The organism is Microcoleus sp. CZ3-B2, from assembly GCF_036705055.1.
Taxonomy (GTDB): domain Bacteria; phylum Cyanobacteriota; class Cyanobacteriia; order Cyanobacteriales; family Microcoleaceae; genus Microcoleus.
In genome coordinates this window covers 66967-91932 of record NZ_JAUBTN010000016.1, presented here as the reverse complement: position 1 = coordinate 91932, position 24966 = coordinate 66967, and the positions used below count along the sequence as shown (strand labels likewise).

19 protein-coding genes are annotated in these 24966 nt (G+C 44.6%); 11 read left to right on the top strand and 8 right to left on the bottom strand.

Annotated features, from left to right (window positions below):
* Positions 1-255: 255 nt before the first annotated feature.
* Positions 256-408 carry a hypothetical protein gene (locus tag QUA97_RS10095; RefSeq protein WP_228050166.1) on the bottom strand — a complete coding sequence of 51 codons (153 nt, stop codon included), beginning with the start codon at positions 406-408 and terminating at the stop codon, positions 256-258.
* 265 nt (positions 409-673) lie between these two features.
* Here QUA97_RS10095 and QUA97_RS10090 point away from each other — a divergent pair, with 265 nt between their 5' ends.
* On the top strand, positions 674-4045 hold the full coding sequence (locus QUA97_RS10090) for a PAS domain S-box protein (protein WP_333194528.1): 3372 nt from the start codon (positions 674-676) through the stop codon (positions 4043-4045).
* A gap of 5 nt (positions 4046-4050) precedes the next feature.
* Positions 4051-5379 carry a hybrid sensor histidine kinase/response regulator gene (locus QUA97_RS10085; RefSeq protein ID WP_194069090.1) on the top strand — a complete coding sequence of 443 codons (1329 nt, stop codon included), beginning with the start codon at positions 4051-4053 and terminating at the stop codon, positions 5377-5379.
* Here QUA97_RS10085 and hpsU read toward each other — a convergent pair.
* Positions 5348-6076: a hormogonium polysaccharide biosynthesis acetyltransferase HpsU gene (hpsU, locus tag QUA97_RS10080; protein WP_194069089.1), complete on the bottom strand. Its 729-nt coding sequence runs from the start codon at positions 6074-6076 to the stop codon at positions 5348-5350. The genes QUA97_RS10085 and hpsU overlap by 32 nt on opposite strands.
* Before the next feature lie 55 nt (positions 6077-6131).
* On the opposite strand from hpsU, the gene QUA97_RS10075 reads away from it, so the two are divergent.
* Entirely contained in the window at positions 6132-6932 is an 801-nt protein-coding gene (locus tag QUA97_RS10075) for a cation diffusion facilitator family transporter (RefSeq protein WP_194069088.1), read from the top strand.
* A 279-nt stretch (positions 6933-7211) separates the two neighbouring features.
* On the opposite strand, the gene QUA97_RS10070 is transcribed toward QUA97_RS10075, so the two are convergent.
* Positions 7212-8129: a glycosyltransferase family 2 protein gene (locus QUA97_RS10070; RefSeq protein ID WP_333194536.1), complete on the bottom strand. Its 918-nt coding sequence runs from the start codon at positions 8127-8129 to the stop codon at positions 7212-7214.
* Here QUA97_RS10070 and QUA97_RS10065 point away from each other — a divergent pair.
* Complete coding sequence (locus tag QUA97_RS10065; protein ID WP_333194537.1) at positions 8056-8268, top strand: hypothetical protein; 213 nt, start codon at positions 8056-8058, stop codon at positions 8266-8268. The genes QUA97_RS10070 and QUA97_RS10065 overlap by 74 nt on opposite strands.
* Before the next feature lies 1 nt (position 8269).
* Here the strand turns inward: QUA97_RS10065 and QUA97_RS10060 are convergent, their stop codons facing one another.
* A complete protein-coding gene (locus tag QUA97_RS10060) occupies positions 8270-9241 on the bottom strand; it encodes a glycosyltransferase family 2 protein (RefSeq protein ID WP_194069086.1) in 972 nt (323 codons plus the stop codon).
* A 410-nt stretch (positions 9242-9651) separates the two neighbouring features.
* On the opposite strand from QUA97_RS10060, the gene cobU reads away from it, so the two are divergent.
* From cobU to QUA97_RS10045, 3 genes are all read left to right on the top strand, one after another.
* Positions 9652-10224, top strand: a complete 573-nt coding sequence (cobU, locus tag QUA97_RS10055; protein ID WP_333194527.1) for a bifunctional adenosylcobinamide kinase/adenosylcobinamide-phosphate guanylyltransferase — start codon at positions 9652-9654, stop codon at positions 10222-10224.
* Positions 10225-10502: 278 nt separating this feature from the next.
* Positions 10503-10925, top strand: coding sequence for a hypothetical protein (locus QUA97_RS10050; RefSeq protein WP_194069084.1), 423 nt, complete (start codon positions 10503-10505; stop codon positions 10923-10925).
* Between the two features lie 407 nt (positions 10926-11332).
* Positions 11333-13405: an ABC1 kinase family protein gene (locus QUA97_RS10045; protein WP_194067685.1), complete on the top strand. Its 2073-nt coding sequence runs from the start codon at positions 11333-11335 to the stop codon at positions 13403-13405.
* Between the two features lie 239 nt (positions 13406-13644).
* Here QUA97_RS10045 and QUA97_RS10040 read toward each other — a convergent pair whose 3' ends face one another.
* The gene (locus QUA97_RS10040; protein WP_333194526.1) at positions 13645-14754 is read right to left on the bottom strand and encodes a hypothetical protein; all 1110 of its coding nucleotides are present in this window, start codon (positions 14752-14754) and stop codon (positions 13645-13647) included.
* A 465-nt stretch (positions 14755-15219) separates the two neighbouring features.
* Between QUA97_RS10040 and QUA97_RS10035 the strand changes: the two genes are divergently transcribed.
* Genes QUA97_RS10035 through QUA97_RS10020 form a run of 4 tightly spaced genes read left to right on the top strand, consistent with a single transcriptional unit; the run spans position 15220 to position 20218 of the window.
* Positions 15220-15999, top strand: coding sequence for a helix-turn-helix domain-containing protein (locus QUA97_RS10035; protein WP_333194525.1), 780 nt, complete (start codon positions 15220-15222; stop codon positions 15997-15999).
* Positions 15996-17135, top strand: a complete 1140-nt coding sequence (locus QUA97_RS10030) for a DUF1822 family protein (RefSeq protein ID WP_194067680.1) — start codon at positions 15996-15998, stop codon at positions 17133-17135. Before QUA97_RS10035 ends, QUA97_RS10030 begins: the two co-directional genes overlap by 4 nt.
* Positions 17136-17165: 30 nt before the next feature.
* Positions 17166-19028, top strand: coding sequence for a CHAT domain-containing tetratricopeptide repeat protein (locus tag QUA97_RS10025; RefSeq protein WP_333194524.1), 1863 nt, complete (start codon positions 17166-17168; stop codon positions 19026-19028).
* Positions 19025-20218 (top strand): tetratricopeptide repeat protein, encoded by a 1194-nt coding sequence (locus QUA97_RS10020; RefSeq protein ID WP_333194523.1) that lies wholly within the window; start codon positions 19025-19027, stop codon positions 20216-20218. Before QUA97_RS10025 ends, QUA97_RS10020 begins: the two co-directional genes overlap by 4 nt.
* A gap of 122 nt (positions 20219-20340) precedes the next feature.
* Here the strand turns inward: QUA97_RS10020 and QUA97_RS10015 are convergent, their stop codons facing one another.
* From QUA97_RS10015 to QUA97_RS10005, 3 genes are all read right to left on the bottom strand, one after another.
* Complete coding sequence (locus tag QUA97_RS10015) at positions 20341-22872, bottom strand: transglycosylase domain-containing protein (RefSeq protein ID WP_333194522.1); 2532 nt, start codon at positions 22870-22872, stop codon at positions 20341-20343.
* 157 nt (positions 22873-23029) lie between these two features.
* On the bottom strand, positions 23030-24040 hold the full coding sequence (gene chlG, locus QUA97_RS10010) for a chlorophyll synthase ChlG (protein WP_333194521.1): 1011 nt from the start codon (positions 24038-24040) through the stop codon (positions 23030-23032).
* 296 nt (positions 24041-24336) lie between these two features.
* Positions 24337-24819, bottom strand: coding sequence for a DUF29 domain-containing protein (locus QUA97_RS10005; protein ID WP_194067675.1), 483 nt, complete (start codon positions 24817-24819; stop codon positions 24337-24339).
* Positions 24820-24966: the final 147 nt, after the last annotated feature.

Genomic DNA, 24966 nt, shown 5'->3' with positions numbered 1-24966 from the left:
TATAAAATTCAGCAGGGATTATGGAATGACTGTTTAAGGGGACAAGTTAAATATCCGAATATTATTATAATGAGTTGAACTGGTGGGATAAATATTGCTATTACTGTAACATTTGAGTCCGTCTTGTGTATATCTAAGAGTATCTCATTGAAAATTTAATGAATCTAGCTAAAATTGATAAGGTTCCAAGAATACTTGGCATTCTACCGACCTGGGGACAATCTATAACTTAATTGCATTTGTCAACCAGTAAAATTACGGAAAACACGGCTTATTCAGGAGTGGAAAATTGGCGATTTGGGGGTGGGTGGAAATAAATATGGTGCGAGACATGATGGCTCGATCGCCCAAATCTAAGTTTTCCACCAAAAACCTGAGTAAATGCTGAGCATAATTGCTGATTGACAAATGCTTCCCTAGCTTAGGTTGTCACCAATGTTCTACCGATAGGGTTGATTAGCAATAGAATTGATGAATAATAGAACTGCTTGGCGATACATCCGAAGAATTAACGGAAATAGTGTCACAAGGGGTACAATATATCCCCGATTGAAAACCTAATGGTCGCCCTACTGAAAGTTTTTTTCAGTACCTAAATTGGAGGCAACGAAAACCTTGCGATCGCCCGATTGGAAAGAAATTCTAGAATTATAGCTGAAATGCACGAGCCAACATGAGCAAATTCCCACCCGATAAAAACCAAGCGAAACAGCAAGAGGACACAACAGCACAGGCATTGCGACAGACTCACTTCGACGCTTTTTTTGCGGGAGCTAATGTCGGAATGATGATTTTAGACCACCAACTCCGCTATGTCCAAATTAACGAAGTTATGGCCCAGATAAATTGCGTTTGTGTGGCCGACCATATGGGCAGATCAGTGCGTGAAGTGCTGCCAGAATTGGCTCCGACTTTGGAACCAATTCTGCAAGGCATTCTGGATACGGGCCAGCCGATGCTTGACCTTGAATTAGTGGGTGAAACGCCGAAAGAACCGGGCATCCTGCGCTACTGGCAAGCATCTTACTATCCTTTGCTGGATGAAAATGGCAAGGTATTTGGTCTTGGTGGGATTGTGATTGAAGTTAGCGATGCCTACGGCGAGCTTCGCTTACGCAAGCGGGCAGAACAAAAGCAGGCACGACTGACGGCAATTTTGGAAGCAACTTCCGACTTAGTAGGAGTTACGGATGCGACTGGGCATAGCGTCTACCTCAACCAAGCCGGACAGGAAATGCTGGGGATGTCCCCAGAAGAAGCACGATCGCCATTTAGTATAGATTCTGTATTAGCTCCCTCGGCAAAAGCAAAGTTCCACAACGAAATAATTCCCACCGCCTTGCGAGAGGGTAGGTGGGCTGGTGAAATCCTATTTTTGTCACGGGATGGGGAAGAAATTCCAGTCTCCCAGGTTTTGATCGTTCACAAAACTGCAGCGGGCGAAGTCGAGTTTATTTCGACTGTTGCGCGGGATATTCGCGAACAACAAGCTGCCCTGCGCGATCGCAAAAAAGCAGAGGAAGAACGGCAATTGCTTGCTACCACAATTGAGAACAGCCGTGACTTTATTGGCGTTGCTTCAATGGATGGTCGGCCGATGCTGGTAAATCAAGCGGGCATGGATTTAATGGGACTGAGTAGTGTGGACGAAGCCAAAACCAAACACATTACCGACTTCTTCATGCCAGAAGATTTAGACTTTGTACAGCAGTATATCCTGCCTGTGCTGATGAAAGAGGGAAATTGGCGAAGTGATTTCCGGTTGAGACATTTCGTGACAGGTCAACCCATCGCGGTAGACTACACCCTATTTTTGGTCAATCATCCAGAGACTAATGAACCGATAGGAATTGCCACTATTACGCGGGATATTCGCGATCGCAAACAAGCGGAAGAAGCGTTGCGACATAAAGAAGCTCAGTATCGCAGTATTTTTGAGTCTGTGAACGATGGCATTATCATCACAGAACTAGAAACCGGAAACTTAGTCGCCATCAATCCGGCGCAAGCCAGAATCCACGGCTACACTTCTGAGGAGTTCGCTCAACTACCACCTGGAGGCTTCATACACCCAGATAGTTACCACCTATTTGTGGACTTCTTAGAAACTGTGAAGGCCGGTAAGCAGTTCTTCTGTCATGCCATTGATGTCCGCAAGGATAACAAGTGCATTGATGTGGAAGTTACAGCAAGCCCCTATTGGCAGGATGACAAGTTGTATGCGTTATCTGTGGTGCGAGACATTAGCGATCGCAAACAAGCCGAAGATGCGATCAAACAAAGCGAAGAACGCTATCGTTCGCTAATCGTTGCTACCTCCCAAATGGTCTGGATAACGGATGCTGAAGGAAGATGCCAGGATACACCGACTTTCAGAGCTTACACCGGACAAACCGAGGCTGAGGTGGTTGGTTTTGGCTGGTTAGATGCAATTCACCCGGACGATCGCGAACGAACAGTTCAGGTGTGGATGGAAGCAGTGCAAACGAAAAGCCTATTTGAGATAGAATATCAACTCCGCAGAGCCGATGGAAACTATCGTTATTTTCAAGCTAGAGCGGTGCCCATTCTGAATGAAGATGGCAGCATTCGGGAGTGGGTTGGCACTTGCAGCGATATCCACGATCGCAAACAAGCAGAATTCGTACTGTCAAAAGCCAAGGAAGCAGCAGAAGCTGCTAGTCGGGCTAAAAGTGAATTCCTTGCTAACATGAGCCACGAGTTGCGAACTCCCCTGAATGGCATCATGGGATACGCACAGATTCTTCAGCGTTCTAAAGTCTTGAAAGAAGAAGAGCGATCGCGCATTGATGTCATTTATCAGTGCGGTTCCCATTTACTGACCTTAATCAATGATATTCTCGATTTGTCGAAGATTGAAGCACAGAAAGTGGAACTCATGCCCACCGATTTTCATTTCCCAGCGTTCCTGCAAGGTGTCGCAGAAATGTGTCGTATCCGAGCTGAACTAAAGGGAATTCAGTTTAATTTTCCATCAAGCCCCGAACTCCCGATCGGTATTCGTGCGGATGAAAAACGCTTGCGACAAGTGTTAATTAATCTTTTGAGCAACGCTATTAAATTTACGGATGCGGGCACTGTTACTTTTATAGTCAGTTTTGCCACAGAAGCAAAAATTCGCTTTGAAATACGCGATACAGGTATCGGCATTGCCCAAGATCAACTCCAAGCTATCTTTCAGCCCTTCGAGCAGGTAGGCGATCGCAGACGGCAGACGGAAGGTACGGGATTGGGACTGGCAATTAGCAAAAGGATTGTAGAACTAATGGGCAGTACCATTGAGGTTCAAAGTGAGATGAATGTTGGCAGTATTTTCTGGTTCGATGTCAATCTGTCTCAAGCCGAGGAATGGGTAAAAACGTCTCAAATCGACCATCACGGGCAGATTATTGGCATCAAAGACCGCCAACCTAAAATTGTGGTGATCGATGACAAATGGGCTAACCGTTCGGTAATTAGCAATTTGCTCAGTCCGATCGGCTTTGAGGTGTCTGAAGCCAACGATGGGCAGGAAGGCTGGGAAAAAATTATAGAGTTGCAGCCAGATTTAATCGTTACCGACTTACTAATGCCCGAACTAGATGGCTACGAGCTCATTAAGCGGGTTCGAGAATCGGCAAACTTCAAAGACATCGTGATTATTGTCTCTTCTGCGAGCGTATTTGAAACCGATCAATACAGAAGTTTAGAAGCAGGAGGCAACACCTTTATTCCCAAACCTGTTCAAGCCACGGAACTACTACAAAAATTGCAACAGTATCTTGGTTTGGAATGGGTTTATGAAGCTAATGAAGAGCCACTGGCGAGATCCTCAGACACCAACGAGCTAATTGCCCCGCCTGCTACAAAAATGGAAATACTATACGAGCTGGCTATGCAAGGAAATTTCCTAGAAATAGTTAAGCAGGCGGCATTACTGGAAGAAATAGATCCCAAATACATTCCCTTTGCTAAAATATTGTATCAAATGGCAAAAGACTTTCAAGACGAAGAAATTTTAACATTTATTGAGTCCTACAAGTAAGGTTTATGAATTCAGAAATTCAAGCAAAGGGTACGATTCTTATAGTTGATGACAATTCAGCTAACTTGGGTGTCTTATCTGATGCCTTAAGCCAAGAAGGATTTGAAGTTCGGGTTGCAAAATCTGGCAAAATGGCACTAGAGCGAGTCAAATATGCTCTCCCCGATCTAATCTTGTTAGATGTCATGATGCCAGAGATTGATGGATTTGAAACCTGTCGTCGATTACAAGCTAATCCAGAAACTAAACAGATTCCCATTATATTTATGACGGCGCTCTCGGATACGGCCAATAAAGTTGAGGGGTTTAAGCTTGGGGCTGTAGATTATATTACCAAACCCTTCCAACAAGAGGAAGTATTAGCTCGCGTCAAGCTGCATTTAAAGCTTCATATTCTAGCTGACAAATTAGAGGAAAAAAATACGTTATTGGAGGAAAAAGTTGTAGAAATCAGCCAAGCCTATGATAATTTACAACAAATGCAACTTAAGTTAATCCAAAACGAGAAAATGTCCAGCTTAGGGCAAATGGCGGCTGGGATTGCTCATGAAATAAATAACCCGATAAATTTCATATCTGGCAATCTGGGTTATGCCCAAGAGTACGCTCATAACTTGCTAAAACTTATACATCTATATCAAGAAGATTATGTAAATTCCACCCCTCGGATTCAAGCAGCAATGGATGAAATAGAACTAGACTTTGTAGAGGAAGATTTTATCAAAGTTCTTAACTCAATCAACTTAGGAACGGAGCGCATCCAAGAGATTGTCAAGTCTATGCGAATCTTTTCTCGCCTAGATGAGGCAGAGGTGAAAGCAGTAAATATTCATGAAGGAATTGATAGTACACTCACTATCCTGCATCATCGTTTAAAAGCAAAACCAGAGCATCCTGAGATTGAACTAATAAAAAATTATGGTCAGCTTCCACCAGTAGAATGCCATGCCGGACAATTAAATCAAGTGTTCATGAATATTCTTGCCAATGCCATTGATGCTTTAAATGAATCTAATCAGCAGCGTTCGTTTTCAGAAATCAAACAACACCCGAACCGCATTCAGATTAGTACAAAAGTAATTGACGAGGAGTGGGTGGCGATTCATATTGGTGACAACGGTAGAGGAGTTTGCGAAAGTCTACAACCGAAACTATTTGACCCCTTTTTTACTACCAAACCGATCGGTAAGGGAACTGGATTGGGGTTATCTATCAGTTACCAAATTATCGTTGAAAAGCATGGGGGCAGATTGTACTGCCAACCTACAGAAGAAAAGGGAATAGAATTCGTTATTGAAATTCCTATTCGGCAGGAAGCTTGTCAAGCTGCTTAGTTTCTCGGTGCAATGTCTCTTTTGAACTTTGGTTAATTTCTCGCAGGTAGCGGGCACGACAGGGTGTTCCCGTGCAAACAAAGCCGGCTGGCATATTTTTAAAGACGCTGCTGCGAGCTCCAATTAAAGCGTTGGCACCGATTTCGACACCGGGACCAATGAAGCAGTCGGCGGCAATCCAAACGCCATTATTTATGATAACAGATGCTGTGATTAAGCCGAAAGCTGGGTCTTGGGAATCGTGGGTGCCGGTGCAAAGGTAACTTTTTTGAGAAATGACGCAGTGTTTGCCGATCGCAATTCGATCGAGACTGTACAATACAACATCGTCGCCGATCCAACTGCAATCGCCAATTTCTATTTTCCAAGGATAGGTAAAACGAGCCGTGGGGCGGATAATTACGCCAAAACCTATTTTCGCGCCAAATAACCGCAGCAAGCCGCTTCTGATGCCGTTAAAAGGGTGTGGAGTGAGGGGAAATGCGATCGCCTGTACGAACCACCAAATCAAAATTAGCCAACCAGGCCGGCCGCGATCGAACTTTGACTGGTTGTACAGTCGCAAATCAATTAAAGATTCACCTGTCAAAGTATTTGGGTGATTATCGCTAATTGGACTAGGGTTTATTTCAGGATTTGGGGAATTTGCGATCGGATTTTCCGGTTGTTGGTGCGGAGTTGGTATATTATAAGTCATTGATAGTTAATTTAATGTTTAATTAAAAATCTAGTTTAAGCTTAAGGACTGCTGCATGATATTTCCAGTTAGGGACAATTTACACTCTGAAAAGGCCAAGGATCTGGCACTGTGCGAAAATCAAACTCCCAGAATTGACAACAAAGTGCGACTTTTACAAATAGCTTTGGTACTGCTTAGCAGCTTTTTTGTAGCAGAGTTAATCGCTGCACTTAATTCTCATAGTTTGTCCCTATTAGCAGATGCGGGTCACGTTTTTTCAGATGTAGCAGCTTTAGCAATAACTTTGACAGCCACTTGGTACTCTTCAGTCAAACGCAAAAGTAAATCAGTAGATTGTGCGATCGCCCGATCGCCAATCCCGGAACGAGGAGAAATCATTGCCGCTGTAATTAATAGTATCAGTTTAGTGGCCGTCGCCCTGTGGATTGCAGCAGAGTCGATCGCCCGCTTGCAGTCTCCAACCTCCGAAGTAGAAGGACTCCCGATGTTAATTACCGCCACAGTCGGTTTAAGCATCAACTCGATCAATGCTTGTTGCTTGCATTCCTGCTGTCACGGCGACTTAAACCTCAAAAGCGCGTTTCTGCACGCCGTGGCCGACATATTTTCGTCGGTTGGAGTAATTTTAGCTGCGATCGCCGTGGCGTGGCTGCACTGGAATTGGGCGGACGGCTTGATTAGCTTGCTAGTCTCTGCATCAATTATTTTATTAACTCTACCATTGCTAATCGAAAGCATCCAATTGCTGATGGGAAAAGTCTCAGAAATATCCGCAAATCAACAGCCTTGCGATTGCGAAAAAATCAGCGCCGAAAAATTACTTTTCCCCTCACTAGAAGAACTTATTAAATAAAAGAATCTCTCTTTTATCCGTTTTTCAATCAGGAAATTATCTGCGCCTATAGCGGTTCGATCGCGTGGTGAGGATAGCCCTAGGCCCTATGCCCACCCTTCGACTTCGCTCGGGGGGCAAGATGCCCGGCGCGGGCCGGCGCGGGCCGGCGCGGGTCTATCCCGGATAGTACCTCATATGAGAGCTCGAAAGGCTATATCAATCAATCAAAGATTTAGGCAAAAAATCTCAAAATTACTCAAGCCAATCAGTGCCAACTTTACAAATACCGGCCAAATATTAAGGCGATTTAACTTCCGTTTCCTGACTTCTTATTACAGGCGCAGGTAAGGGAGGCTCAGATTCTGCCACATTCAACTGGCCGCCGCAGCAGCTCAATTCATAAAGTTTGGCATTAATTTGATATTCGTACTGACTCAATAACCTTGCATAAACATAGCCAGCTTTTCCATCCAAAAAGCCTAACTGAATAAAGTAAAATAAAATAAATCTCAGCATTGGTTTAAAAGGCAGCCTCACCCAAACTTTTTTGAGGAATCGCTTTCGCTGCACGGCATCTCCAAATAGGTTAGCGCCAATAGTGCCGCTGTCGCCGCGACCTGTAAGAATATTGTAATAAACGCGAGCTTCCCAATTAGAATAGCGGTTGTGACGCTCGATCCAGTGAAATAAATTGCGATAATCCTCGTGGATCATGTCATTTTTTAAGTAGCCGACTTGACCGGCTAAAATGACGTGTTCGTGAACTTCGTTGTCACCTGTATTGGGGACGGATTCGGTGCCGAGATTTTCGTAACGGCCTTTTTGATGCTTGAACAAACGCAAATTCCAGTCGGGATATCGGCCGCCGTAACGCAGCCATTGACCTAAAAAGAAGACTTTGCGGTTGAGGTAGTAGCCTTCAAAATTGGGGTCTTCGATCGCGCAGGCGATTTCGTCCCAAAGTTCCGGGGGAATGCGCTCGTCGCAATCGACAATTAAGACCCATTCGTTGCGAAAGGGCAGGTTGTCCAAAGACCAATTTTTCTTTTTGGGCCAGCGATTATTGAAGTAGAACTGCACTATTTTTGCACCGCTGCTGATGGCAATTTCTACCGTGCGATCGCTGCTTTGGGAATCAACCATGAAAACTTCGTCCGCCCTAGCAATGCTGGCCAGACACGCAGGTAGATTAAGTTCTTCGTCTTTTGCCGGAATGAGAACCGAAACCGGAATCTTGGATGAACTAGAGGTCATAATCGATTGCTTGAACCTGAATGCGGTGGAGTTGTTGTGGTTGAAGTGCGATCGGCCTGGTAGCGCCGACGACTCGATCGGCGAGGGATATTGCTTATAGCCTAAGGCCTGCTGGTCGATTTCGGTAGAAAAATCATGCCGCGGAGGGCTGCACTCAAATAACCGATTTGACCCCAGGCAAAAACGAAATTTTCAAAGCGCAGCGCCGGATCTCTAATGTATTTAAAAGACTTCCAGATACCCCTCAATATTCTTTCACCCCCCCGCCCAAGCTGAGCAATACCGGCTCGATCCGACAATTGTTCTCGATAACACTCGCTAATGCCTTGCCACCACCCGCGCTCTAGAAACCAAGCTTTGTTAAGCCTTTCTGGGGCGACATTGTGCAGCACTAGGGCAGACGGCAGATAAACAACTTGCCAACCTAACTCTAATGCTAATTCTGTGGCGCGCAATTCTTCGTTTGACAGCAACTTTTTACCGACTCTACCGAGTTTGACATCGAAGCCGCCAATTTGTTCGAGAAAAGCGCGCCGGATCGAGTAGTTGACACCCCTGGGAGTCAAACCGGCAGCAGTCACGTACTGGCAAGTATCGCCTAAATCGTATTCTCCTAAGTTTTGGGCCAATCCTGGTGACAGCCATGCGGGCGGGCTGATTCCGCAAGGCCACAGCAAGTTAACTTTGCCGCCGGCTACGGCTAGTTTTTGATTGCTTTGATAAGCGCTGTACAGTTCCCTGAGCCAATTTGGATCGGCAACAGCGTCGTCGTCGAGATAAGCTAATATTTCGCTGCCAGCTTGCTTAGCGCCGGTGTTCCGGGCGATTGACAGACCGATTTCGGGTTCCCAGACGTACTTGAGACGCCGATCGCCCAATCGGGCTTCTACTACCTCCCGCGTGCGCGAAGCGGAACTTTCGGGACTGGCATAATCGCTAGAGGCGTTATCCACTACTACTATTTCAAAGTTGTCGGGAAAATCCTGTACCAGCAAGCTGTCGATCGCCCCCGCTAAATAGGCCGCGCGATTGTGGGTGCAAATTATTGCTGATATCTGAGGACTATCTGACATAATTGAGAGATGAGGAAATATTGGGGTTCTCGATCGACTGACTCCGATTTTCTGCGATCGATGCTATTATCGCTTAAAAAGCATTTAACCGTTGGCAGTTTAAATCATAATGGGTAATTGGTAATGGGTAATTGCTAATTATGTTTAATCCTTTGTAAATAGCTGATTACAAATAAACACGCCGATCGGGATGGTCGGTTTTGCCTCGATAGACAGGATTGTATAGGAGTGATATTCAGCTCAACTCACTCCTACCAAATACTAGGTTTTTTTTCGCTTGTCTAATGATGCGATCGATGACTAGCCTTCGACTTGCTTCGGCTTCGCCACCGGACAACTCGCTCTTCGGCTAAAATAACAGATAACAAATAACAAATAACAAATAACAAATAGCAAATAACAGATAACAAATGACTAACTTAGAACCAACGGAATTGAGACAATTAATTTTAGTAACTGGGCCGGGCCGAAGCGGCAAAAGTGAATGGGCTGAAACTCTGGCGGCAGGTTCGGGAAAACAAGTAATCTATGTGGCTACCGGCTTGGTTGATGAAGCGGATTTGGAGTGGATGAGCCGCCTCGAACAGCACCGAAATCGCCGTCAGGTTGATTGGGAAACTCTCGAAGTGCCGATCGAATTACCGGCAGTTGTGCGATCGGCTCAATCGTCAGAATGCTTGTTGATTGATTCCCTGGGAACTTGGACGGCGAATCTGTTGGAACAAGAAGCGCAGGTTTGGGCTACTACGCAGCAAGATTTGCTCGCCGGTTTGGAGTCAACAGCGGCCGATGTAATTTTGGTAGGAGAAGAAACCGGATGGGGGGTTGTGCCTGCTTATCCGGCGGGGCGGCTGTTTCGCGATCGCCTCGGCACTCTGGTGCGGCACATCGGGGCGATCGCCGATTCTGTTTATCTCGTCACCGGAGGTTACGCCTTGAATTTGAGCGCCTTGGGTACGCCGCTGCCGCCAGCCAAGAATTAACAGCCCCGAAGGGCGATCGACAAGGGAGAAAACATCTCGGTTTCCCGACATAAAATTTTAACTGAAAATCAGGTATAATTTTAACGAAGATTGAAAACTCAAGAGTCACATAAATTAGTCAAAAAACATACTCCCTAGGGCAAATAGCACAACAATTTGATATGAGGAATAGCCAAATCTTGAAACAATGTAAAAGATAAAATGTTTCTTGAGAAAGAGGGCTAATTTCAAATTTAAAGTCTAAAATCATCAATTAGTTGAAGGGTTGACTAAAAATTATGGCATCAAATACTGAAGTAAAAAAATATATTGCTTACTGGTTTCAGTTAGGCAAAAAAGTATTAATTCGCAACGGTTCCGAAGCGCTGCTGCCAAAATCGGTAATTGCGGGCGATCGCTACAGCAGCGAATTTGAAGAATGCTGGCAAAAAATTATCTCCCCCGACAGCGGCGACTGCTACCTGCAAGGCACAAACGAAACAATTGCCCAACTGCTGACACCAGCATGGGAAGTCAGTCCCTGCGCGCGCTGCGCTATGCCCGTAGTGTTCCACCAAGCCGGAATGCCACCTGAGTCCTGTGTCTGTAACGACTTACCGAACTGGCCGGATACCGAAATGCCCCAACCTCGATCGCCCGTCAGCACAAAATCGCAACTTTCAGGTATTCGCGATCGACTCCAGAGAACCGGGGGGGAGTAAAGAGGGGGAGAGGGGGAGATTGGGAGAGGGGGAGATTGGGAGATTGGGAGAGGGGGAGATTGGGAGAGGGGGAGATTGGGAGATTGGGAGATTGGGAGAGGGGGAGAGTGGGAGAGGGGGCGGTCAGAAACCGGGTTTTTCTCAAAAAGACGCATTACGACCCTAGATCCACTAAAAAACCCGGTTTCTTGGGTCATAGCGCACAAGTCTTGGACTAATGACCAATAGACTAATGACTAATGACTAATGACTAATGACTAATGACCAATGACCAATGACCAATGACCAATGACTAATGACCAATGACCAATGACCAATGAATTCGGTTTTCTCTATCTAAAAGCAGTGGTGAGAAGGCGACAAATTGTTACAATTAGTTTACAATGCTTCACACTAGGTCTGAGTTTATGGATGTCAAGACAGTATCGCCAGCCACCCCACTAACTTACTCAAATTCAGGGACTCACACTACACTGCAAAATCTCCAAGAGATAGAAACAGTTCCCCTGCAAGCAGTAGAAGTAGAACTAGAGACAGTGGCGGTTACTCCCGAACCGCTCAAATCAGCCAAAGATATCGCTTACGAGTTGGCCGGAGAAGCTGTGCGCTACGATCCAGCGGCGATCGCAGCCCAATACCGAAATCGCCCCCTGCAAGTCTGGGGACGGCTGTCGAGTGTTGTTTGGACATTTTTTAGCTTTGCCTTCAGTTTGTGGTGGGACAAAAAAAGAGGGCGCACCGCAGCCAACCAAAAGCGCCGCGCCGTGCGCCTCCGGGAAATTCTCAGCCAACTCGGCCCAGCCTTCATCAAAATCGGACAAGCACTCTCAACTCGTCCCGACTTAGTACCGCCGGCATATTTAGAAGAACTAACAACCCTGCAAGACCAATTGCCACCGTTTCCCAACGAAGTAGCATATCAATTTATACAAGAAGAATTAGGGGCACACCCCAACGAAATTTACGCCGAAATCACTGCAGATCCGATCGCAGCAGCCTCCCTCGGACAAGTCTACAAAGGCAAACTCAAAACCGGGGAAACCGTCGCCATCAAAGTGCAGCGGCCGGGTTTAGCCGAGAACATTGGCCTAGATATTTACATCCTGCGGCGCGTTGCAGTTTGGGCACAAAACAACTTCAAAATAATTCGCAGCGATTTAGCGGGAATTATGGACGAGTTGGGCGAACGCATTTACGAAGAAATGGACTACACCCACGAAGGACAAAATGCCGAACGCTTCGCCCAATTATACGGAAATCTCAAAGATATTTACGTTCCCAAAATCTACTGGGAATATACCCGCCGCCGCGTGTTGACAATGGAGTGGATCACCGGCATCAAACTCACTAATTTAGAAGCCGTCAAAGCTCAAGGAATCGACGCTCCTTACTTAATTGAAGTGGGGGTGCAGTGTTCTCTCAGACAGTTGCTAGAACACGGTTTCTTTCACGCAGACCCGCATCCCGGCAATCTTTTGGCAACTCCTGACGGTCAACTAGCTTATCTCGATTTCGGAATGATGAGCGAAGTTAAACCTTATCAGAGATACGGCTTGTTGGAAGCTGTAGTGCATTTGGTCAACCGCGATTTTGAAGGTTTAGCTAGAGATTATGTCAAGTTAGAATTTTTGACACCGGATACCGATTTAACGCCAATTATTCCAGCTTTGGCGGGCGTATTTAACAATGCTTTGGGTGCTAGTGTTGCCGAACTCAATTTCAAAAGCATTACTGACGAACTTTCCGCCGTAATGTACGAATATCCGTTCCGAGTTCCAGCTTACTATGCTTTGATTATTCGATCGCTCGTCACCCTAGAAGGCATCGCCATCAACGTTGACCCCGAATTCAAAGTGCTCAGCAAAGCCTATCCTTACGTAGCAAAACGGCTGTTGAGCGACCCCGCACCGGAATTGAGAGCATCTCTGAAAGATTTGCTGTTCAAACAAGGCGAATTCCGCTGGAACCGCTTAGAAAACTTGCTGAACAATGCCCGCGAGAGTGACGATTACGATGTCAGCAAAATCCTGAATCAAGCCTTAGAATATTTATTCTCTGAAAGGGGAGATTTTATTCGCGATCGCATCGTCACCGAATTAGTGAAAAATTTGGACATAATTTCCAGCAATGCCTTTGCTAACGCCAAAGCAGTAGTAGGCGAATGGTTTGGAGTCAAGGCAAATCAACCAGTAGTTTCACAAACTGAACAAAAAAACCTAGAACACATCAAGCGAATTTGGGGAATATTGCAATCAACGCCCGGTTTTGACACCGCGAAAGTATTGCAGTTACTGCCGCAATTGTTGCTGAAACGCGAAGTGCAGAACATGGGCCAGCAAGTCGTAGGCGGTTTAGCGCAAAGGGCAGTCGCTAGATTAATTCGCGAGTTTTTGCTGTCGCAGGAACCGCCTGTGGTGATTGCGGAAAATGGTAGTTATTCTCATCCTTCGCCTCAGTTATCTTTGCCTGCTGCGAAGTAGTTGGATTGGGCATTTTTTTGGGCTGCAGATGTTGGCGGATAAACACAGATGAACGCAGATGGGATTTGATCTGCGTTCATCTGTGTTTAAGTAAGTCGGTGGGGAAAAACACAACTGTGTTAAGAAAGATAAATGAGGCTAAAACCCCAATACCTCCTGCATTCTGTCTCCTGACTTCTGCCTCATCCCAACTACAAATATTTACGCCTTTCTACTTATCTGTTAGGGTATTTCGGGAACTACTGAAGCTTAAATCCTTTAGCAGCTAATTGCTGGCGGAGACTTTGAATTATTACGCTATCTAGAGTATTCTCGCCTCTATTGGTACTAGATTGGCGCTGTTGTTCAACATATTCGGTTCGCTTTTGAGATAAGTCGCGGATTGTCTTTTTAATGCTCTCTCTTTCGGCTTTCTTGGCAGCTACATATGCTCTTTTTTCTGTTAGATTCATAACACGCATAATTTCCGGCAAAGCATCGTCTGATAGTGACTCCAGCGTAACTCTTCCGTTTTCAAGAGCATCGAGCAAATCCCAAGAAGCATTATCATAGTATTCAGAGGCTTTGGAAACACCACGCATCAGCAAATTTCTGCCAGCATTACTATCTTCAACTTCTTGACGTTGTTGTCCTACTCTTCCTTCTCTACCGTAGGGAATGTAGGTTTGATTTAGTTTAGTATTCCAACTAGAAATTTCGTCATCGTAAGGGGACTTAATTACCACAATTACTTGGTTTTGATTAATATTGAAGTGACTGCCTTTTGCTACTGTAGCTCCTGATGCCCAAAGTTGTCGCTCCTGACTTTCCGCTGAACCACAGTAGATAGTATTAATGATAGTATCTCCTTTAACAGCTAGATTGACAGATTGCGTCCAAACTATTGGGCCTTGATCGAATGGTTCATTACCCGCAATAAAAATCACGCGAAAATCTTCCTGATTTTTACTCCAGTTTAATTCTTGCATTGCCGAGCGAATTACCCAGCCAGCATATTCCTGGCCGCCGTTGGTTTTGATACTAAATAGCTTTTCGGAAACTAAATCTAATTCTGGAGTAAATCCAGTTAATAATCTCACAAAACCTTCCGAGGAAGGTAAGCTGTCATTGCCATAATGGTAGACAGCAACTTCTAACTCTGGCACTTCGCCATCTTTGGTGACTTTAGTTAAAAAATTCACAATTTGCCAAAGTTGAGTACGAGTCTGGTCGATCAGTCCATCCATGCTATTACTAGAATCTAAAAGGATGGCAATCTGAATTTTAGCTTTGGCGAAAGCGGCTGTGGGAAAACACAAGATACTTAGGGTTAATGCTGTAGCGAATAAATTTTTAGCTAGTTTCTGCATGAATTTTTCCCTAGGAAATTATTTTTTATCTAATTATAGTCAGTGATAATAGAGATTTAGTTCCAGGTGTCAAGTAATTTATAACAATATTTTACATTGGGGTTCGATTCATTACAGAACTTATCAACTCCGATCGAAGAAACCGGGTTTTTACCGAATTTGTGGACTGCAACGCGTCTTTTCGTAAAAAATCCCGTTTCTGGTCATTCATGGGTAACTCAGACCAAAGAAACCGGGTTTTTTGCGAAAATTATTCGCTGTTACCAGAAGATGCGGCCAAAAACCCGGTTTCTTGAGCTTGGCGCGCAAGTCTTTACAAAAATTTACATCTAATTTTACAGCCACATCGACCGCACAGCAATACTTTCAACGATCGGCTACCAAAAAGTTTCAGAATTTCGCAAAAAAAGTCCCAACTCATCCTGATAAGTAAATGTAGGAAAAAAGTTGCGGCCGCACTTAACTATGAACGATAAATCCAACCCATCCAAGGGGGAAGACAACTTATCCGACGACTCCGATGCTGTTGGGGCTGGGGGAAAATCGAAATTATCCGATCGAGATTCCGCCCAGCAGCAAATCCTCGAACTCGTCACCCAAGCTTGCAAGCATCCCCTGGGCAGTCCCCGGCGAGGTTACTTTGTGGGTAAACTCATTCGAGAGATTCTCAAATCCGGCAAACTCTGGAAAGAAAATACACCTCACTACGAAGAGGCATTGCACAAGACATGGATCTATTTATCTGCGAATTTATGTGAAGCTACCACAGCAAAACAAGCTTACAATCCCGAAATAAGCCAGATTACGAGTTGGTTAAATCCCTATCTCAAAAAGCGACTGTTAGATTGTCATCTGAAGCAAAAACAGGAAAGGGAAAGACAAAGCAGCGATCGCATAGTTTGGCTAGACGGAATCAAAGAAGACACTATCAATTCAAGCAACAATCTCGTCGCAGATCCAGATGTAACTTTCTATTTGGACGAACTTCTAGAATGGATAAAAACCGATCCCAATAATGAGTTAAAAAGCAGACACGTTAGAGGTAAACCACAGCTCAATTGCCAACTTTTATTGCAGCGGCAGTGTTTGTACGGTCAAAGCATTCAAGAAATAGCAAAAGAGTTTGGCTGCGCCCCCTCCACTGTATATCAATTGTTCAATAACGACTGCCGCCACCTGCTGCAGAAATTTTCGGAAAACCAAGGATATCAAACTTTTAACATAACAGGATTGCAAAAACCATGAACTCGAATAACCTCTCAGAAATAGACTCTTTGCCCATGCCAATTACTCAAAACTCACTGCATATTGCTAGACGTTTTTCATCCCAACAACGTCACCCACAAAGACAAGAGCAAGTTTATTTAAATACTTTGGCTGTGCTGGCAGTTCGCGATTACCTCACAATTTTGAGTATTGAAACTGACTTAACTCAATGTGATAGCTGGAATCCCGCAATGCGCTTGTTTGCAAATGCGGCAGATTTGTATATTAAAGGATTAGGTAAAATTGAATGCCGCCCGATTATAAATCGGTTTCAAAATTCATCGTCTCAGACACCTGATATTTACCCGGTGCCGTTGGAAGCCAGGGAGGAACGCATCGGTTATATAGTTGTAGAAATTGATGAAGAGGAAAAGGAGGCGAGATTGTTGGGGTTTTCTCCGACGGCGATTTCAGGCGAATTAGTATTGAGCAAATTACATTCTGTTGATGATTTCTTAGTACATATAGAACATTTGTGTGAAGCTAAAGTTGACCTAAATCAGTGGTTTTTAAATGTATTTAATTCTGAGTGGCAACCTTTTGAGGCGGTGTTTCACCCGCAGCCGCAGACTTCGCCCCGCGAATTTGAAAATCCGATTTTGTCAAAATTGGGCAATTGGTTTAAAAATGTTTTTGAAACAGGCTGGCAGAATATTGAGCAAGGTAAAAAAAGTTTAGAAGATGTAATTTTCCCTGATAAAAATCCAGATTTTGCATTCCGAAGTGGTGGAACTTCGAGATCGGAATCTCCGTTGTCAGGGAATCAAACTACTATCCGTCAGACATTCCCGGAAGCGGATGTTACTAGGGCCAAGTTGATTGATTTGGGAATGCGTTTGGGGAGGACAACTGTTGCTTTGTTGGTGGCGATCGCCCAACAAAGCGATCGCACTGTCAGAGTTCACGCCCAGTTGCATCCGGCGATTGGCGATCGTTATTTGCCTCGTAACCTGAAACTGTCGTTAATATCCGATGCTGGCCAAGTTTTAGATGAGCTTGAATCGACTGTTCAACAGCAGTGCATTTCACTGGAATTTGAGGTAGAACCCGGAGAGAGTTTTAGTATTCGACTTGCGATCGATGATTTGAGCGTAACAGAAAACTTTATGGTATGATTTTGTGATTACTGTTACCACAGCAAATTTATGACTTGGACTGTCATATTGGCTTTAGGGTCGGGAAATCTTCAAGAAGGATTTCCTCACATCACGGCGAAGTTGGAAAACCCAGCCCGATCTATCAGTATTCAACAATTCAAAGGAAGCTTGCCACCAGCACCAGATATTGAGGTGCTGCACAGAAGATGGAAAGCTGCTTGTACAGGACTACAATCTAGCAGAAGCGATGCTCGAATAAAAGTCAATTATGCCAGCACGACTCACATTTCTGAAACCAATCCGGGCGCTATATATGAAGGTTTAAAAAAAGAGATACAATCGTGGCTGAAAACAGACGAATTTTACAGCAAAATTGAGGTTAAGCTGAGGACACGAATCGGCAATCCCTCGGAAGCTGCCGTTCAAATATTTCTAGAGTGCGATGATTCTCAGATTTCCGAGTTGCCTTGGGATGCGTGGAATTTTCGGGAAGAATACCGCCAGAGTGAAATCATCCGCAGTTCGTCCGAGTATACAATACTGCAGCGGCAGCAAACACAAGTAGGAATATATCTACCTTCTAGAGGCAGAATTTTATGTGTTTTAGGTAACAGTAAGGGAATAAATGTTACAAAAGATCGCAGAATTATCGAAAAAAGTTTGGGCGATAGCTGCGAATTAGAATTTTTAGACAACCCGACACCGGAAGACTTTAACGATCGCCTTTTTGATGAAAAAGGCTGGCAAATTTTCTTTTTTGCCGGACACAGCAACAGCGATGACAATGCTACAAACGGAAGGCTGCACATCAATCAAAATCCTACCAACAATACTGTCACAGTAAAGGATTTAAAATTAGGTGTACAGCAAGCGAGTTTTAAAGGCTTGCAGTTGCTAATTTTTAATTCCTGTTCGAGTTTTGGATTAGCAGCGGATTTGGTGGCTCAGAATCATCATTTGCCGTCAATAATTGTGATGCGCGCGCCAATTCCAGATCAAATTGCTCACGATTTTGTGAAGTCTTTGCTTAGATACTTGGCGGAGGGAGATCCTTTGTTTTTGGCAATGCGAAAAGCTAAGGATGATTTGCAGCGCTGGGAATCTCGATTTCCGGGCGCTAGCGGGATTCCGGTGCTATGTCAGCATCGAAACTTTGAGGAATTAACGTTACCGGGATGCGGCACAGCTAAACCTGTGATTTTAGCAGCGGATGGTGCGGCACCTCGCCCAAACCGCCCCCAATTTACAATTTCAACTAAATTTATGCAGCGTACCAGCATCAGTTTAGCTGTTTTGGCGATCGGCTATATATTAATGGGCCCCCATCTGGCAAATGCCATCAACGCATTTGGGCGGGAAAACCACCGGAAAAATCAATTTTTAGCCGCTAAAATTTCCTACAATCTAGCTGCATTAATCAATCCTATTAACGGCGAGCCTTACTATAACTTATCTCAACTTTGTAAACAATTAAGCGATCGCAAATGCGAGCGAGAAGCAATGCAAAGTGCCGTCTGGCGGGGACTTCCAGAAGCTCACGCTCAAATATCCAAATCCTTCTTGCTGGAAAATAAACCTGAAGATGTTTTAAAGGCGATCGGACTTTGCTTAAAAACTACTAAATACGATGGAGTCAAATCAGCTTGTTTCAAGAATCGTGGCTGGTTGCGATTCACTCAAAAGCGATACAATTCAGCGGAAGCAGATTTAAGAACAGCAATATCTCTTAACAGTAATAGTCCCGAAGCTCAATGTTTTTTAGCGCAAGTCCTCGAAACTAAAGGTAAAGTACAAGAATCACTAAAATATTGGCAAGAAACCCTTAATCATGCGAATTATAGCATTCCAGAACAAGATGAATGTCTCGAAATGGCAAAGGAGCGTTTACAAATCCTAGGAAAGAGCAAATGAAAAAACAGACGGTATTTTGTATAGGCGCAAGCGCGATCGCATTTACATTGATTGCGATCGAAATTATGCCTGATTCCTGGGAAAATGGCCCAGGCTTCCGCGAAATATTGGCCAACAATCCGATAATTTCCCCAGCAATCGCAGCAACGCAAAGAATACCCAACGGACAAATCCTGAATATTAGCGGCGAAGTGCAGCTACAGCGTCAAGATGGCAGAAATATTCGCCCGACAATCGGTACGCCAATTTATCCGGGCGACAAACTGCAAACTTCACAAAACGGACAAATTACGCTCCAATGTGCGGATTTAGGAATTAAGTCAATTAAAGCGGGGGAAAATCAATTAAATAGCTGTTTGTTGGCTAGCGATAAGTCGCATTCTGACTGCAATAAAAATTTAATTAGATGTCCCGATCGAGGTGATGATAGAATTGCTTGGAATAATGCGCCAATTCCTTATACAATCAGTCCGAGGCGGACGCAATTGCTCGACAGCAAACCGACTTTGCGTTGGAATCCGGTTGCGGGTGCGACTAGCTATAAGTTGAGCCTCCTCGAAAATAATGGGAAGTTAAATTGGGAAATGACGGTTAGCAGTACTGAGGCTGTGTATCCGGGGGAACCGGCGCTGAAACCGGGTGTTAAGTACAGGTTGATTGTGGAAACGAATACGGGGGTTTCTTCGGAAAGTCCGCTGTTAGAGGAAGATACAGAGTTTGATTTGTTGGATGAGAAAGCAGTTGAAGGGGTGAAGGAGGCTGTGGGGGCGATCGACAAACAACTATCGAATCCAGCGGCTAAAAAATTAGCAACAGCACAGATATATCTTAGCACAAACTTGAATGCCGAAGCAATAGAAACCTTAGAAACTTTACCAAAAGCCGGAGTAGAAACAGCGCCAATTTACCGCAAGTTGGGGGAACTGTATCGGGAGCGATCGCAATTGATGCCGCAGGCTGAAATATATTATAAAAAGGCGATCGAGACAGCTAAACCCGATGAGACTGAGGAGGTAACCGAGGCTAGTTACGGTTTAGCACAAGTTTATTTATCTATGCGGAACTATCCCGAAGCGATACAGTATTTGAAGTTGTCACAAGAGGGATATCAAAGTTTGGGAGATTTATCAATGGTGGAAAAAATAGGCAAGCAATTACAAGATGCCCAAAGGAGGAAAGATCGGCAATAGTAATGCGTTGTGAAGTTAATTGTGGGTAAATTAACGTCGCAATCACCAGACTTTTTAGGGGCGGGTTCGCAATGGATTTTGTCACCCACAAACAATCTTAATAAACCCGCCCCACCAATCACTTAATATCCCGGTTCTTGATAAGCAGGTTCTTGATAAGCTGGTTCTTGCCACTCGCGGCGGGGGGGTTCGGGATTGGGATTGTAAGGTACGATCGCCCCATCATCATTCACAATCATCCCATGAATAATCCTATTAGGCTGCACCGGTTTTGCCTTAATACTGCCTTTGCGGCCCTCCAACTTCGGCAACTTCGGAAACTCTTCAACCGGCATTCCCTTGACAGCTTGACTCATAAAATCGCGCCAATTGTAGGCTGCAGTACCGCTAGTTCCCCACGTCGGATAGTTGTCATCATTCCCCAGCCAAACGCCAGTCACCACCTGCGGAATATAACCGATAAACCACAAATCCCGCACGTTTTCTGAAGTACCAGTTTTGCCGGCAACAGCGCGATCGTTTAAAGCAGCAGGCCCGCCCGTACCCCCAGTCACCACACCCTCCAACATCCAAGTAGTAATCGCAGCACTATCTTTATCCAAAACCCGCTTTGGTTTAAAATTAGCCTTATAAATCACATCTCCCCGCTGATTTATCACCTTAGTAATTCCGTGCGCTTCAATAAAATTACCTTGGGAGGCTAAAGTACCGTAAGCATTAGTTAACTCCAGCAAATTCACCTCAGAAGAGCCCAAAGCCAGGGAATAAATCGGACTTAATTTAGACTTAATTCCCATATCGTGGGCTAATTTGATCGCCGGCTCAAAGCCGACATCAACCAACACCTTCACCGCCACCACATTCACCGAAGCCCTCAAAGCATCAGACATCGATCGCCAGCCACTAAACTTTTTGCCGTAATTGTTCGGTTGATAGCCGTCGAAAATAATTGGCTCATCTTGATAGCTGTCGTAAGGCGAAAAACCGGCTGCTATCCCCGCGGCATAAACCAACCCCTTAAAAGTCGATCCGGGTTGTCGCAAAGCCTGGGTAGCGCGATTAAATTGGCTTTCCTTAAAATTTCCGCCACCGACTAGCGCCTTAACTTCCCCAGTTTTAGTGTCCATAGAAACTAAAGCAGCCTGTTCAAAACCTTGACGGCGGCCATCAACCTCGATCGCATCTTTAACAACCTGTTCCGCTATTTTCTGCCACTTCAAATCCACCGTCGTCTCGACAGTCAAACCGCCAGCTTCCAAAGCATCCTTAGAAATATAGCGCGGCAATTCCTTGCGAATGTAACTAGCAAAATAAGGCGCGACTACTTTAAATCGCTTCGGCGGACTTTGTTTGACAGTCATAGGTTCTGCCATCGCCTCCTTCGCCTGCGCTTCTGTAATTACCTTTGCGTCTTGCATTTGTTTGAGCACAATATTGCGGCGTTCCTTAGCAATATTCGGATTAACCAAAGGCGAATATTCGCTCGGTGCAGGCGGCAAACCCGCCAAAGTTGCCATCTCTGCCAAAGTTAATTGATCGACAGTTTTGCTAAAAAAAACCCAAGCCGCATCTGCGACTCCGTAGGAATCCGAACCCAAATAAACCAAATTTAAATATCTTTCTAAAACTTGGTCTTTAGTCAACTCCCGCTCTATTTTCTGAGCTAAAAGAGCCTCCCGAACTTTTCGCTTAAGACTTCTTTCTTGATTGAGAAAAACTACGCGAGCCAATTGTTGGGTAATTGTACTGCCGCCCTGCACCAAATCTCTCGCTACCAAATTAGAAGCTATCGATCGCACAATACCTTGATAATCCACCCCGCCATGTTCGTAAAAACGGCGGTCTTCGATAGAAATAAAAGCTTTTTTCAACAAATCTGGAATTTCATTAAGTTTTAGCTTATCTCTAGTTGCGGGCCCCGACTGCAATAAAATCGTATTATCTGCAGCCTTAATTGTCAGCGTTCCATCGCGGCTAAACGCTGACAAATCGTTAACATCCGGCAAACCTTTATTTAAGGTGTGCAAAATCCATAAACCGTATATTAAAGCGCCACTGCCCACACTAACAACACCTATGGCTATCCAAAATCGCGGGCGGCGGGACCGTAGCTTTTTTAACTTTTCCTGTAGTTTGCTATTTTTCGGCAGCGCGATATTTTCCGGTAGTTCAGTATTTACTTGCAGTTGGGTATTCTGCAAGCCGCTATTTTCCGGTAGTTTGCTGCTATCGAACCTCTTGATTTTTTTTGACGATCTCGTTCTGCGCCTACCGAATACCGGCTGCAACAATTCTCTTCCCTTTGCTTGCAGCATAGTAACTTGAGGTTCAATTTCCAACCAAACGATTAAGCGCTTCAACCCTTGCCAATGGCGCTGGACTCTTGGATATTCACCGTCTTTTGGGTAGGAATATTCTGATGCTAATTCTGACTCTTCTGGAGGTTCAGCATCTTCTGATACCACATACTCCGATCGCTCATCCGTTGCCTGTGGATACAATTCAGGCAGGGACGGTGACGAGTTTAGCCCCGTGCTATTGGCAGCATTTGGCGATTCTCGATCGGAATTACCCCTTGCTGCCTTAGTGACTTTGCTCAATTTATCCTTGATATTTGAGAAAAATTCTGCCACGTTCAGACCTTCAAACCTCATCAACTTCAATTAAAAATTAAAAATCAAAAAGGCTAGCCTCCTTCAATTTTTAATTTTTAACTTGACATTTTTTATTCAACAACACTGCGAACAGTCTTGAGTTAATTATTTTGAATTAAAAACTATTTAACTCAAAATTCCCCACTCTTAATTCTTCTTAACTCCCATGACCAAGTGCCAAGGCTGCTACCAGCATACCCAAAACCAGGAAAGGCTGAGCGCTAGCCTGATATTTAACATCATTTTCCAGGGGATTGCGTAAAAAGTACATATCCTGAAAAGTAATTTGGGGAATTATCAGCAGTAGCAGAATGACAGCGTAAAGGTTTTGGTGGATGCTGATCAGGTAGCCTGCAATCCCAGCTTGAAAGATGTCGATCATCAACACGCAAATCCAAGCTGCAGTGCTGATACCAAACATCACTGGCAAAGATTTTAACCCTAATTGCCGATCGCCCTCGACACTTTTGAAATCATTGACGATCGCGATTCCCAGCCCTGCCAAACTATAAAACAGGGTCAAAATCATAATGGTCGGATCTAGTGTACCAAACAAAGCTTGACCTGCCCACCAAGGCAGGGCAATGTAACTAGCACCCAGGGCATAATTTCCCAACCAGCCATTCTGCTTGAGTTTCAGCGGTGGCGCAGAGTAGATGTAAGCTAGAAACGCGCCGACTAGAGTCAAAACAGTCATTGTGGGGAATTCATGACCAGCCCACAAGTCTAGAGCATAAGCCACCCCAATGCCTGCGGCTAATAATACCAAAATTTGCGTTACTACTTGGGGAATCGAGATGATACCGGAGGGAATCGGGCGGTAGGGTTCGTTAATAGCGTCGATGTCGCGATCGTAAAAATCGTTCAAAGTTTGAGTGTAGCCAGTAAGCAAAGGCCCTGACATCAACATACAAGCTGCCGCGATCGCGAAATTCTCTAAATTCCAAACATAGTTTCCAGAAGACGCAGCCCCGCACACCACGCCCCAAATTAAGGGAATCCAGGTAATCGGTTTCATCAGTTGCAAGCGAATCTTCCAGATCGAAGTTTCCCCGCTAGAAGCGCCTTTCATGCCCAACAGTTGCCGAGTTTTGGCACTGCGATCTGCGGTAGCAGCACTTTCCGGTGCAGCTTCTGGGGAGATTTGAGATGGAGGAGAGTCAGACATAATTTGATGTTAGCGGTACTGCTACTGTGTCGTTGTGCGTTTGAATAATAATTCTGACAGTATACAACTGATATTTAAGGCAATGTCTGGAAAACTTACCCCGGATTGGAGTTGATGCTAGGGAAAATTACCATTTTTACCAATATTGTTTAATATCATTATTTGGTGCAAATGTCAAGAGTGTCAAGAGTTTTTTTTTGATAATTTAGCTGAAGCGGCCTGCTGTTGGAGATGTTAGCTAGCGGGTTCATTTAAGGTAAATTACTGGGATATGCGCGATCGGGCTTTTTGCCATACTACTCTTCGATCGTCTCATCGGGCAAAAACTCTGGCCAAAAGTCAGAATCTAGAACCTCGACAGCAGAATAGATACATGATTGCGGAAACGTTTCTACAGACAATCCAGTTTCAGCACTTGCTTGTTCTACTGCATCCGCATAACATTCAACTAATACTTCTTCAAGATATGATTTGAGACTGGGGGAATCTTTTAGAGTTTGGCGAATGCGTCTGCGATGTTCAACAATGCTGCCTTTCCAACTACCACTTCTTCGATTCGGTTGAAATTGCCACTTCAGCAAGTGCAGGATAATTACCACAAGATTACTTTCCAAACTCCTGCGTTCACTTCGGCCCATGTCTTCTATTTCTGCAATCAAGTTTTCCCAATCGATATTTGAGTAGTCGCGAACCCGCAAATTTTCCACAGTGGTTTCAATCCATCTGAGGTAATCGGTATCATACAATTTATGTCGGTCAACTTCTAATTTTGTTGTCATAAGCTGTTCCTAATTCAACAATTTGGACACTTTAATTGCTGACGCATGGGGAGCAAGAAACCCGGTTTCTACGAGTTTTGGGTCGAGTCAAGAGAAATCTAGTCAGAAACCGGGTTTCTGAGGTCTGCGTGCATCAAACTCTTGTGG